Consider the following 12,499-nt stretch of genomic DNA (forward strand, 5'->3'; position numbering starts at 1 on the left):
CAGTTGGTTAACGTGTCTGTTGAAAATTGTAAAAATCAATCAGGTGTTAATAGCATTAAACGATCGTTTTAAGACATCTAAATCATTCTTAAATTAAGCTCCACTGCCACCATTCCTATAAAAACAAATTCAAATTATATTTACCAACATATCACCCCTATTCTCACCCTAAACCAACCCAAATAAAGAAGTAATCTAACCCAAATAATCCCCCTTATTCAGAGCTTATTCGAAGCTTACACGTAGCTCATACATCACCGGATAAATAAGCACTGACTAAGCGTCGAGACATCATCGAAAAAGTGGGATTATCACCTTAGCATCTCCATTACTTCTCTTGAGTTTCTCTCCAGAAACCACAAATTACAAAAAATCTTAAAACATCTCTAACAAACACAAGTTTTCACATATATCCCTTGTCAAATATACAAAACAACAATGTAGATATATGAAAAAGCACATCACACAACTCCTCTTCAGCCTTCTTACCTTTTGCACGAATACGGACATTTACGCTCAAGAAAACGAGAAAAAGACCAAGAGCCCATGGAGCGGCTCTGTTTCCCTCAACTATGATTTCACGAACAATTTCACGGGAAACGTAAACTTGGGATATACACAAAAGAATTGGGATCTATTCCTGGATTATTCCGGACATTCAGATCGGATTGAAATCAGCAGTGAGTTATTTCGCGCTCTTTCGTCAGAAACATCTCAACTATTAGAGACAGAACAACACCATTTAAGCCATTCCATAGCCCTCCAATTGGATATGCGTCCTTCTCCACGCAATCTATTTCTATGGAATCTCAAACTACAATTCCCCAAGATCACGACAAACCGGGATATAAATAATCGCACGCAAACAAAAGAATATGACCTACACCATCGAATAGCATTCAGCCGGAAAACAATTGAAGGTTCCTTATTCTACAAACACATCTACGAAACAAACAAACACGAACTATCGCTAAACGGGATCTTCTCCCACACGAAAGATTCCCGTCCAAGCACGTATCAAATCGATGATATCCTCACCCATACCTCTACCGGAAACGAGAAACCGGAATTCGTCCGCCTGCAAATGGATTATCTCTATACATTCGAAAACCAAGGGCAACTCGAAACCGGAATTCAATTTTTTTCCAGATGGAATAAAACCCGATACAATCTTCATGACACGGAAGAAACCCTCGACAATTGGTTATCAAATTTGCCCCCTAACGACGGCCTAAACCATCATGAATACATATACACGGCACATCTCTCCTACTCCCGACAACAAGGAGAATTTTGGCTCTATAAAATAGGGCTACACGCCGATTACGATATTACCCGCACCAAGCTCATGGAAAACACGGACAAACATAATTTTGATCGATTCTACTTTTACCCGCACCTAACACTCCAATACACTCCTTCTGATCAGCAAGAACTGGCCTTTCATTTTACTAGAAAGGCCATACACCCGGATTACACCCAACTAAACCCATTTACAAATCCGATCGACCACCAAACATTCGAGCAAGGTAACCCGCTATTACGCCCTGAAATCACGAACCGGGCCGAAATCAATTATCTTCTACACGGGGAAAAGATCCAGCTGAACGGGAATCTTTATTTCAATTCCACCGAAAGGTTTATCACCCCCGTCACGTTATTTTCGGAAGACAACACGTTAACCCTGTCTTACACGAATGGTAGCATGGAAAACAAGGTCGGCTTGGACATCAATCTATCTGGATCTCCCACCTCATGGATGACAATCACACCTTCCATATCCCTCGTCCACGCTCATGCCAACGGGAAATATCAAGGAATAAACCTTCATGTTGACGATTTCTCTTGGTCGGGCAACTTAGAATTAAACTTAAATTCTAAAAAACATACCGAATTTCAGGCCCTCTTCTCTTATCAATCACCAACAAAGGTTCCACAATTCAAAATTGAAGAGAATTACTATCTCGATCTGGCAATCAAACAAGGCTTCTTTAATAATCGCCTTCAAGTCAGTTTTTCCGTTTCCGACGTCTTCGACACGTCCGAATGGCAAGCCCGTTCAAACACGGACACCTATCGTCTGGCAAATTACAGCAAAGAAGCTACCCATGCTTACTGGATCGGGCTAACATTCAATTTCAACAACTTTACATCCCGTTCATCAGCAGACGATTCTCACCCGCAAAAACGTCAAGTAATACAATTAGGACAATAAAACATTACAAGAAATTCCACTTTTCAGCGCAGCAAGCAATCATTTCATTAATAATAACTACCTTTGTGACTGAAATTCAAAGCATCAATTACAATGGCGAAGATTATTGTTCAAAATACCAATAATGCGTAAATTTGCAATATGGACGAGAACAAAAGTATTATAGTTCTGCATGAAAAGCAGTTTGACGAAGTGATTAGCATCATTCAATTGCACCAAAGCAAAGCCTCTCGTATGGTGAACGAGGAATTGCTACAGACTGCATGGTACGTGGGAAGCTATGTATCAGCAAAGCTGAAAAGTGAAGAATGGGGAAGCAAGGTGGTGAGCCAACTATCAGAATACATTCGTGCTCGCCGTCCTGATTTAAGAGGATATAGCCGAAGAAACATCTACAATATGGTTCAGTATTTTGAAGAGTATTCCACGCCTCAATTTAGCTTAACGGTAGAGAAATTTCTGTCACATGAATTCGTGCAGTCAACAACTGCACAATTACAATCGGCTCATTTAGAAGCCCAAGATGATAACATAAATGAAGGGGAAAATAATGAGATTGTGCAGTTGTCAACTGCACGAATGCCTCAAGTTCTTACAATGACCACTTTCACCAATCATACAATGATACTTAGCCGTTGTCGTAATAACGAAGAACGTTTGTTCTATATATTATATGCTCACAAGGAACGTCTGAATGTAAAAGAGTTAGACCGGAGCTTAACCAATCAGACATTTTCAACGCTGCTTAGTGATAAGAAGAATCTATCAAAAGGATTATTAGAGTCTTATCCAAATGCACCTGTAATATTCAAGGACACTGTATTCCTTGACTTCCTTGGCTTACCCAAGAAGCATAGCGAATCAAAACTACGCAACAGATTGATTGAATGAATTCTGTAGTTTCTTTCTGAAAGACAAGGGAACAAACATAGTTGTTTAGACAAATCAACCAACATTCAAAAACAAAGTTCACAAAATTTATAAGATCCATTGCACTCAAATGCAACTTTATGAACCTTACAAACTTTATGAACTTTATAAACTTTTTATTCCCTATTTCCGGTAATCATAAAAACCGATTCCAGTCTTACGTCCCAACAAGTTGGCACGAACCATCTTCCGTAATAACGGGTGAGGGCGATACTTGGAATCACCGAATTCATTATACAGCACTTCCATGATAGCCAGACACACGTCCAAACCGATCAAGTCTCCCAAAGCCAAAGGTCCCATCGGGTGGTTAGCCCCTAATTTCATGGCCTCGTCAATCTCTTCCTTGGTAGCAACACCGTCAGCGTAAATTCCAATACCCTCGTTCACCATCGGGATCAGGATTCTATTTACCACGAAACCAGGAGCCTCGTTCACGCTTACCGGGGTTTTACCCACTTCTGCAGCGATTGCCATCACCTTGTCGTGAACCTCCTGGGAAGTCAACTGCCCTTTAATCACCTCAACCAATTTCATCATCGGCACTGGGTTAAAGAAGTGCATACCGATCACTTTCTCCGGACGACTCGTTGCGGCAGCAATTTCCGTGATAGAAAGAGAAGAAGTATTCGTGGCCAGGATTGCTTCCGGCTTGCAGATTGCATCCAATGTCTTGAATATCTCGTTCTTGGTTGCCATATCCTCGGCAACCACCTCGATCACTAAATCGGCATCTTTACAATCCTCGTATGCCATCGTGTCCTTGATGCGGGCATTGATAGCATCCTTCTCGGCAGCTTCCATCTTGCCTTTTTCCACCAGCTTGGAAAGGCTCTTCTCGATAGCCTTATGAGCTTTACCTAAAGATGCCTCTGAACGACCTTTTAACAACACGTCATGCCCGGCCTGAGCAAAGGTTTGGGCAATACCATTACCCATCGTACCTGTACCTACAACGCAAATTTTCATTTCCTCTTAATTTAAAACCTTCAATTATATAATATCAAATTCTCTATTATCGTACAAACGCCAGCTTTTCAGCTTTTATCTTTTCTTGAATTCCACTCCTCTTTTGCCTAGAAATGCCTGCATTCCTTCTTTCTGATCCTCGGTTGAAAAACACAGCCCGAACAAATCACTTTCAATCGAAATACCCGTGTCAATATCTGTCTCCACTCCCCGGTTAATCGCCTCTTTAGCATAACGTACAGCCAGCGGGGCCTTTGCCGCAATCTTCTTCGCCATATCCATACATTCATCCATCAGCGCTTCCGGTTCCACCACCTTGTTCACCAACCCGATTCGATAGGCCTCCTCGGCGACAATCACGTCTGCCGTATAGATCAGCTCTTTTGCCTTACCCAATCCCACGATACGCGGTAACCGTTGCGTACCGGAGAATCCCGGGGTGATCCCCAAACCTACTTCCGGTTGTCCGAATTTAGCTTTCACCGAAGCGATACGGATGTCACAAGCCATGGCTAACTCACATCCACCCCCTAGCGCGAAACCATTTACACCGGCAATAACCACCTTGTTCAACAATTCGATTTTGCGGAAAACAGCCGCTCCCAGCTCTCCAAACGCTTTCCCCTCCACCGCGTTCAACGTACTCATCTGGGATATATCCGCTCCCGCCACGAACGAGCGTCCTTCACCCGTCAGAATGACAACATCAACACTATCATCCTCTCCGATAGCCGAGAAGGCAGCATCCAATTCTTTCAAAATCGTCGAATTCAAAGCATTCAACGCCTCCGGGTTATTAATTTTAACCGTGCAAATATTATCCTGTTTCTCGACAATTAGTTTCGTATACGCCATAACTTTTCTATTTTGATTCATTTTGATAACACCTCTTGTTTCTGTATCTTTGTAGGCAAAAATAACCTTTAATCAAGAATAAACCAATCTTTTTGATATGAGTTTTTCAGACATTAGTATACAAGAACTTGCAAGTGCATTCATGGTCCTGTTTGCCGTAATTGACATCACGGGAGCCGTGCCTATCATTAATGATATTCAAAATAAAGGACACAAAATTAGTGCCATAAAAGCCGCTCTGGCATCGTATATTCTTCTCGTGGCATTCCTTTTCGTTGGGGATGGTTTGCTCAACTTGTTCAGCGTGGACATTTCCTCGTTTGCCGTGGCCGGTTCTCTCGTGATCTTCGTACTGGCAGTAGAAATGATCTTCGGAATCCCTATTTTCAAAAATGATGGTCCATCAGGAACGGCATCCATCGTACCGCTAGTATTTCCCTTGATCGTGGGAGCCGGAACATTAACGACTTTATTGGCTTTGCGGGCGGAATATCATACCATCAATATTATTATCGCCTTAACCCTAAACATTATTGTTGTCTATTTCGTACTAAAAAATGTATCGCTGGTCGAAAAGGTATTCGGGAAAGGCGGGGTTTATATATTACGTAAATTCTTAGGTATCATTCTCCTCGCCATTTCGGTTAAACTCTTTACCAGCAACCTCACATCACTGATTGATATTTTCAAATAGCAAGTGGCAGGAATATTCCTGCCACTTGTCGATATACTCATACGATAATTTGGGCGTTATTTTTACCGGTCATATCCAAAGTTCTCGCTTAATTATATATACTTTTGTCCCCGGAAAAAATTAATCACTAATTTTATTTAAAGTATGAGAAAATTATTATTCATTCTGGTTGTCGTACTTATCGTTTCTAACAATGTATCAGCACAACAAAAACCTAAAAAAGGTTCATTTGGTACTGAAATTCAATTCAATCCCTTCGATCAGGATGGCAAAACGTTCCAATTAGACGGACTCAAATTCCGTTATTTCATTTCTGACAGGGATGCTATTCGCTTGAAATTCGGAATCAATTCAACTCAAAACAAGTTCACAGACTCGGATTCCCAAGAAGAAAATGAGATAAAAACCAGCTACAAAAATGAATTCAAAAGCACGACCGGGGATTTTAACCTGGACTTGGGTTATGAACGTCACTTCGATCTGGCAAAAAGACTAAATGCTTACGTGGGCGGAAGTATCGGGTACAAGAAACACTTTGCCTCAACTAAAATAGAAGGTTACTCCGAAAGAATAAGTGAATCAAACACCTCTTCCAGCAAATTCAACGGTAAAATTAAAAACGGAGCTATACTTGCACTTGACGGCAACTGGGATGAAGAAGATCTACTGGATGCAGTAAATGATCCCGCAACCTCTGGTGCGACATTTGCCATATTCACGGGATTAGATTTTTACTTGTACAAAGGTTTGTACATTGGAACAGAATTCGGTTTAAGCCTCAAGACTGAAAGCAGCCAAAAAGCAAAATATACCGGAAAATCAACACTAAATAGTCAAGGAGAAACAACCATCACGGAATACGATGAAAAAATGACGGAAAAAATACGTCAAACAAATGTCAAAACATACATCGAACCGGTTCTTCGATTAGGCTGGACCTTCTAATTCCTAGAAAAATTAAGCGAGCCAAAAATCTCATTTGACTCGCTTATTTTATTTAAATTCTCTATCGACAATAGCGATTAATGTAAGCATTCACACTCGTCACTCCCAGCGATTTAGCTTTCCGCCAATCGGCACACGCCTCCTTGCGCTTCCCGGTACTGAAATAAGCAATTCCCCGGTTCGCGTAAATAGCACCGTTATCCTTGTTCAGCTTGAGAGAATAGGTATAATCCGGTATCGCCTTCGCGAATTCACGCTGTTTCAAGTAACAATTCCCCCGGTTCAAGTAATAAGCATATACCAACTCGTACTCTTCCCCATTTTTCTTAGCGTATTGGATTGCCAGAGAATACTCCTTTATGGCTGCCGCGTAATTCTGTTGATTCTGGTAAATATTTCCCAAATAATAACAAAGCTCATCATCTTCCTCAAATATCCCCTTTCCTTTCACTAGAAACTCCTTCAGCAAAGAAATCTGGTTCGTGTGAGTACAAGCTGTATTCAAAGACGAGTAAACCTCCCTCAATTTCGGATTCAATCGATTAGCCGCGATCAATTTTTGAACAGCATCTTTATAATCTCCATTTTCAATATCCGTGTTTGCCTCGTTCAACAACTCGATCGGTTTATTGACCGCACTCACGTCAACCTGACCTGTTGCCATACTGGTTATAGCAACCAAGGTCATCAATAACAAAGTGACTTTTCTCATAATCTGGCGATAAATTAGTGTTTGTGTGTTTCGAATCCCAAAAATAATGAAAAGGAATTAAAAAGCAAATCCACCTCGCTAAAAAAAGTCTACATAGTCCACTAAGTTTATAAAGTTCATAAGGTTTATAAAGTTCATAAAGTGACGGGCGTCCTTCGGACCGTGTTTTAACGGCAGCTTGTGCTGCCGTAAACAATACGCCCGCAGAGGGCCATGTACCTTATGAACTTTATAAACTTTATGAACCTTATAAACTTTGTTCTTCTCTCCTATCAGAACGACACCATCAAACGCATCTGCAACTGATGGAAATTCTTATCCAACGGGAAATAAACATTCTTTAAATTACTATACTGGTACTCGCCCATCACCTTCACGTACTGGTTGAACGTGTAGTTCACGCCAATCGTGGCCGCATGTAACCGTCCCCCGCCAATACTCGTTGACACGGCCGGGTAATCTGCCACCACTCCCCCGGGATAAAATACCTGCTTACCAATTAAAAAGAAATCACCTTTATTAATGTCATTCAAATCCGTGTAACTGTAACGGGCCACAATCTCCAGATCTCCTCTCTCGTTACTTCCCCGCAACAATCCGTACTCGTCGTCATAACCGTATCCTTCACCGCAAAGCAAGTATCCCATTTCCACGTACGCCCCTTGGAACTTGGAACTCTGTATCGGGTTTCCGGCCTGCCAGGATGCCAAGGTTGTCCAGCTCCAAACGCCTCCCAACTGATTCTCGAACAAAGCCTCGTCATTTCTTTTCTTGTACAATCTCTTGTAAATATACTCGCCCCGCAAAAACATATTACTGGTAACCACCAGCACTTCCGGTCCTACCGTGATTGTGTTCTTCGCCCAAGGCACTTGCGCGTTTAGGAATTCCGTCGTACCGTCCACGTAAGTCTGCATATTCGACTCCAACTCCACATTCGTCTTGAACACGTTATTCACCACCTCACCTGTGTTAATCCGTCCGTAGCGGAAAGAGGCTCCCACGTGTAAGGTTATAAACTCATTATTAAGCGGCTTGTACAACCAGCGTCCACTCAAGCTTACTCCTTGGAAACCGGAAATCTGGTCATTGTACTTGTTCTCAGCGAAAAGTCCTTGATCCGCGAAGAAAGTGGCATCATAATACTTGTAGGTAATCCCCAAACCACGCCCGGCCGATAAAGCCATGGCCGGAGCCGCACGGGAAATAAAATGGTAATTATACAAACTCGCATTCAGACTCATACTCGACGGTTCGTTAAAATAGCCCGCCTTCACGCTATGAATCCCGTACGCCGATTCGTGGAAATTATATCGCACGAAAATATTCTTTTGCTTGAAAGTTCCTTTCGAAAAATCAAAATCAGCGTAAAAATACAACGGCCCGTACGTCAACGATGTCCGTATACGGGCATCCGTGAGCGCTGCCCCCGACTTCATCGGCGTGTACTCCGAATGATAATAAGCCACATCGGCAAACAAACGAGCACCTGCCGTAAAACGAATTCCTTTATCCTTATTGATATATTGCAAAAGAGGATTAGAAACATCCTCGGCTTGAGCTTTCACCATATTAGACGACAACACGAGAGCGACTAATACAACAGGGAATAATATATATTTTTTCATACTGGTCTGCATTTAAACAATTATTTAGTAACCTAATCTCTCCAACACCACCTTCGCGTCAACCAACGTCTCGGAAGCCGGGCTCTTTCGCCAGCCTTGAGTAATCATGTAGTTGATACTCATATCAGAATGGTTCGTAAACAATGCATCCAGATAAGGTGCTTTATATTTCCCGTCAATCTCGACACCGAAATTATATTGCCCGAAATACTTGGCCATCTGGTCATACGTGTCAAACGTGTAGGGATGATTCTTCATTCCAGCCTTGTGAATCAAGTAATCCTGCCACGGTTGGTTCAGCTCCGGGTAATTATTCGGGGCTCCGGCAATACACGGTCCTATGAAATGAGCCTTGTACTTCACTCCCAGATTAATAAACGAGGCATAACCCAGCGGATCGTCATACGTGATATCCGTCGCTCCCGTACCTTTCCACAATAGGAAACACATTGGGACCTTGCCTTCAAAATGCTCGGCTACCCTCACCAGGCTCTCCAACGAGAAGGTCTGCAGAATCACCTTACCATTCGTGTTCCCCGTGTTCACCTTGCCATTCACGTAGAATGGGTTGCTTTCCGGTTCCGGCTGCGTGATAATATTCATTCCCAAACGATCCAGTTCCTTGTAGACAATCTCCTCGAACCCGGTAGGATTCAGCCACGGCTCCTTAAACTCGATATAAATTCCCGGACGGTTTCCCGTGTCCTCCGGATCATTCACGTAACCAAACGTATACTTGATCACGTCAGCCGTACCGCTTAAACTCTTGATCTTCTCTCCGGTCTTCTGTCCCATCGTGAACACTCGTTTTCCCTGCGCATCCCGTTCCAGCATTTTCCCCTTGGAATAAGCCACGAGATCCTCCAATGTAGAAATGTATTGATGTTGTGAGGCAAAGCTCGGGCGGGCCTGTTCGATACTCGTTTCATTAAACCATGTTCCGGCATCCAGCATCATCAACTCCTCGTAGGTATAATAAGCCGGAAGATTCGGAACAAAATTCTTGGCATCCTCTTTCACCAACGCATCAGCCTCCTCGGCCGAGTAGCCGATCTTCTGGTAATACGCTTTCCTAATCTCGTAAGGGATAGTCTCCCCGAACACGTTCTCGATATTCGTGGTTCGTTTCAAGTTGTCATCATGCAATGCCAACACCACCCCATCTTTCGAAACCTGCATATCACATTCCAGATAGTCAGCCCCGATTTCTCTCGCCCAGCGATACGCTGCCTCCGTCTCTTCAGGGGTCCAGAATGTCGATCCCCGGTGAGCGACAACAGCATACTCCGGCACGTAATCCCGCACTTTAATCATATCGGGAGTCAAATGATCCAATTCAACCTTGTCGACATCGACATTTATGTTGTTGAATTTTTGATCTTCACACGACATGACCAAGGCTATCAACCCGCATGCCATCACTGCATGAAAAAACTTTTTAATCATAATTTTGAATTTTAGAGCGTTTAATGTTTGTTAGTACTCTCTTTTACCAGATATTGTTCTTCTCTTACTGTAAATGCCGTAAAAATGAATGCCAGAGCGCAGGCTCCCAACAGGATAATGAAACTCCAGTCCCATCCAAGGTGATCCACCACGTACCCCAACATGATATTTGCTAACAAAGCCGTTCCAAAGAAATAACCGAAAAAACCGGTCAGTCCGGCAGCCGTTCCCGCCGCTTTTTTGGGCGCCAAATCCAAGGCGTGTACCCCGATCAACATCACCGGCCCGTAAATCAAGAACCCGATAGCGATCAGGCATATACTATCCATCACCAGATTATGTTCCGTCTGCCAGTAAATAAACACGAACAAGGCCACCAGTACCATGTAAATCATCGTCGTGATCGCCCGTCGTCCCTTGAACACGTAGTCACTCACGATACCGCAGATAATCGTACCGGGAATGGCCGCGATCTCGTAAGCTGAATAAATCCAGCCCACCGCCCCGCTATCGTAACCTTTCACATCCTTCAGGTAAGTCGGCGCCCAGTCAAGCACCCCGTATCTTACCAAGTAGATAAAAGCATTAGCGATAGCGATATACCATAATATCTTGTTATTCAAAACATATTTGAAAAAGATCTCTTTTGCCGTCAGCTCTTCCTCCGACTTCGCGCTGTAATTTTTCGGATAATCATTACGATATTCCTCGATCGGCGGCAGACCACACGATTGCGGCGTGTCCCGGATCAGAATAAACGCAATCACGGCAACCACCAAGGCCACAACAGCCGGAAAAATAAACGTGGCAGATTGCCAGGAACCGAACCACACCAACCCCACAGAGAACATGATCCCGACCAAACTACCTCCCACGTTATGGGCCACGTTCCAGATCGACATTTTGGTCCCCCGCTCCTTCAAGGAAAACCAGTGCGTCATCACCCGACCGCTAGGTGGCCAGCCCATCCCCTGGAACCAACCGATCAAAAACTGGGTAATAAACATGACCACGATTGAAGAGACTCCTGCACTTGTTCCCAAAAACAACGTCACGAGTGCCGATAACACCAGTCCCAACGGCAAAAACTTACGGGCACTACTCCGGTCGGAAACCCCTCCCATCAAAAACTTCGATATCCCGTAAGCGATAGCATTAGCCGAAAGAGCCACCCCTAAATCTCCCTTGTCAAATCCCAACTCCTGCAAATAGGGCATTGCCAGAGTAAAATTCTTACGTACTAAATAATACCCCGCATACCCTATAAATATACCTAAAAAGACCTGTAAACGTAACTTCTTGTACGTGGGGTCAATTTTCTCTTTAGGCAACAAGGGTTTGTGAGGCTCAGGCTTCAGAAAACTCCACATGATATTAATTTTTAATAAATATTATATTGATTCCAATCTGATTATCGTAAACGTTTCCATTACTACTCGCGGCTCTTTCCGGATGAAATACACCGGGCTAAGATCAAAACATGATCTTAGCCGCGATGTAATTTTCTGCCAGTTCAGTGAACTCCTTCACTTCTTCATCAATCCATGCCTGATCCTTCCCAAGTTCTTTCGCCATCACTTCTGCCACCAGCGGGGCTGCCTTAATCGCCTCTCTCGCATCAACAAACAACAATCGAACCCTCCGTGCAAGAACATCCTCTACCTCTCTGGCCATCTCCTCCCGAACTGCCCAAACAACTTCGGCAACGGTATAATCATATTTATCTGACAGTTTCTTTCCGTATTCCGGATTTTCAGCGATCAACTTCATAATCGCATCCTGATCACTACCATAAACGTACATGTGATCTTTCAGGTTCGGGTTCTTCCGGTACCCGTGTATATGGAATTTTTTCGTCACGCAGGGTCTGGCATCCACCAGTTTCATGGCAATCGCTTTATCCACCGTATCTTCGGCCATCAAACGATAAGAAGTCCATTTACCTCCCGTGATCGTGATTAAATTATTATCGGAAACTATAATCTTGTGTCCGCGGGAAAGTTCTTTCGTACTCTTTCCCTCGTGTTTCGGGGCAGCCAACGGCCGTTGCCCCGCAAACACGGATTCAATATCAGCATACGTCGGGGCCGGGTCCATGTATAAAG

Annotated in this window: 11 protein-coding genes; 4 read left to right on the forward strand and 7 right to left on the reverse strand. The window is 43.4% G+C overall.

Annotation, left to right across the window (positions count from 1 at the left end; translation table 11 throughout):
- Positions 1 to 448: 448 nt before the first annotated feature.
- Positions 449 to 2,215 carry an outer membrane beta-barrel family protein gene (locus tag AB5542_RS19505; RefSeq protein WP_279040215.1) on the forward strand — a complete coding sequence of 589 codons (1,767 nt, stop codon included), beginning with the start codon at positions 449 to 451 and terminating at the stop codon, positions 2,213 to 2,215.
- A 141-nt stretch (positions 2,216 to 2,356) separates the two neighbouring features.
- Entirely contained in the window at positions 2,357 to 3,106 is a 750-nt protein-coding gene (locus tag AB5542_RS19510) for a DUF1016 N-terminal domain-containing protein (RefSeq protein WP_270547015.1), read from the forward strand.
- A 162-nt stretch (positions 3,107 to 3,268) separates the two neighbouring features.
- Here the strand turns inward: AB5542_RS19510 and AB5542_RS19515 are convergent, their stop codons facing one another.
- Both AB5542_RS19515 and AB5542_RS19520 read right to left on the reverse strand, forming a co-directional pair.
- The gene (locus AB5542_RS19515; protein ID WP_027201871.1) at positions 3,269 to 4,114 is read right to left on the reverse strand and encodes a 3-hydroxybutyryl-CoA dehydrogenase; all 846 of its coding nucleotides are present in this window, start codon (positions 4,112 to 4,114) and stop codon (positions 3,269 to 3,271) included.
- 75 nt (positions 4,115 to 4,189) lie between these two features.
- Positions 4,190 to 4,969, reverse strand: a complete 780-nt coding sequence (locus AB5542_RS19520; RefSeq protein ID WP_279040217.1) for a short-chain-enoyl-CoA hydratase — start codon at positions 4,967 to 4,969, stop codon at positions 4,190 to 4,192.
- 97 nt (positions 4,970 to 5,066) lie between these two features.
- Here AB5542_RS19520 and AB5542_RS19525 point away from each other — a divergent pair, with 97 nt between their 5' ends.
- Both AB5542_RS19525 and AB5542_RS19530 read left to right on the forward strand, forming a co-directional pair.
- Positions 5,067 to 5,663 (forward strand): MarC family protein, encoded by a 597-nt coding sequence (locus AB5542_RS19525; protein ID WP_087420684.1) that lies wholly within the window; start codon positions 5,067 to 5,069, stop codon positions 5,661 to 5,663.
- A 144-nt stretch (positions 5,664 to 5,807) separates the two neighbouring features.
- A complete protein-coding gene (locus AB5542_RS19530; RefSeq protein ID WP_118305641.1) occupies positions 5,808 to 6,608 on the forward strand; it encodes a hypothetical protein in 801 nt (266 codons plus the stop codon).
- 61 nt (positions 6,609 to 6,669) lie between these two features.
- Here the strand turns inward: AB5542_RS19530 and AB5542_RS19535 are convergent, their stop codons facing one another.
- The 5 genes from AB5542_RS19535 to AB5542_RS19555 all read right to left on the reverse strand — a co-directional run.
- On the reverse strand, positions 6,670 to 7,320 hold the full coding sequence (locus AB5542_RS19535; RefSeq protein WP_087420682.1) for a tetratricopeptide repeat protein: 651 nt from the start codon (positions 7,318 to 7,320) through the stop codon (positions 6,670 to 6,672).
- A gap of 272 nt (positions 7,321 to 7,592) precedes the next feature.
- Positions 7,593 to 8,948 carry a porin gene (locus AB5542_RS19540; protein ID WP_279040220.1) on the reverse strand — a complete coding sequence of 452 codons (1,356 nt, stop codon included), beginning with the start codon at positions 8,946 to 8,948 and terminating at the stop codon, positions 7,593 to 7,595.
- Positions 8,949 to 8,972: 24 nt separating this feature from the next.
- A complete protein-coding gene (locus AB5542_RS19545) occupies positions 8,973 to 10,394 on the reverse strand; it encodes a glycerophosphodiester phosphodiesterase family protein (RefSeq protein ID WP_279040222.1) in 1,422 nt (473 codons plus the stop codon).
- Positions 10,395 to 10,414: 20 nt separating this feature from the next.
- Positions 10,415 to 11,764 carry a glycerol-3-phosphate transporter gene (gene glpT, locus AB5542_RS19550; protein WP_087420680.1) on the reverse strand — a complete coding sequence of 450 codons (1,350 nt, stop codon included), beginning with the start codon at positions 11,762 to 11,764 and terminating at the stop codon, positions 10,415 to 10,417.
- Positions 11,765 to 11,867: 103 nt separating this feature from the next.
- A partial coding sequence (locus AB5542_RS19555; RefSeq protein WP_368243363.1) for a glycerol-3-phosphate dehydrogenase C-terminal domain-containing protein occupies positions 11,868 to 12,499 on the reverse strand: 632 nt, incomplete at its 5' end.

This window comes from Butyricimonas sp. RTP31003st1_G1_RTP31003_210430 (genome assembly GCF_040920905.1).
Classification (GTDB): Bacteria; Bacteroidota; Bacteroidia; order Bacteroidales; family Marinifilaceae; genus Butyricimonas; species Butyricimonas paravirosa.

What these genes read in the sequence shown, in the direction of transcription:
- AB5542_RS19520 (WP_279040217.1), bottom strand. Translation starts at nt 4,969, where the DNA reads ATGGCGTATACGAAACTAATTGTCGAGAAACAGGATAATATTTGCACG.
- AB5542_RS19530 (WP_118305641.1), top strand. Translation starts at nt 5,808, where the DNA reads ATGAGAAAATTATTATTCATTCTGGTTGTCGTACTTATCGTTTCTAAC.
- glpT (WP_087420680.1), bottom strand. Translation starts at nt 11,764, where the DNA reads ATGTGGAGTTTTCTGAAGCCTGAGCCTCACAAACCCTTGTTGCCTAAA.
- AB5542_RS19510 (WP_270547015.1), top strand. Translation starts at nt 2,357, where the DNA reads ATGGACGAGAACAAAAGTATTATAGTTCTGCATGAAAAGCAGTTTGAC.
- AB5542_RS19525 (WP_087420684.1), top strand. Translation starts at nt 5,067, where the DNA reads ATGAGTTTTTCAGACATTAGTATACAAGAACTTGCAAGTGCATTCATG.
- AB5542_RS19535 (WP_087420682.1), bottom strand. Translation starts at nt 7,320, where the DNA reads ATGAGAAAAGTCACTTTGTTATTGATGACCTTGGTTGCTATAACCAGT.
- AB5542_RS19515 (WP_027201871.1), bottom strand. Translation starts at nt 4,114, where the DNA reads ATGAAAATTTGCGTTGTAGGTACAGGTACGATGGGTAATGGTATTGCC.
- AB5542_RS19545 (WP_279040222.1), bottom strand. Translation starts at nt 10,394, where the DNA reads ATGATTAAAAAGTTTTTTCATGCAGTGATGGCATGCGGGTTGATAGCC.
- AB5542_RS19540 (WP_279040220.1), bottom strand. Translation starts at nt 8,948, where the DNA reads ATGAAAAAATATATATTATTCCCTGTTGTATTAGTCGCTCTCGTGTTG.
- AB5542_RS19505 (WP_279040215.1), top strand. Translation starts at nt 449, where the DNA reads ATGAAAAAGCACATCACACAACTCCTCTTCAGCCTTCTTACCTTTTGC.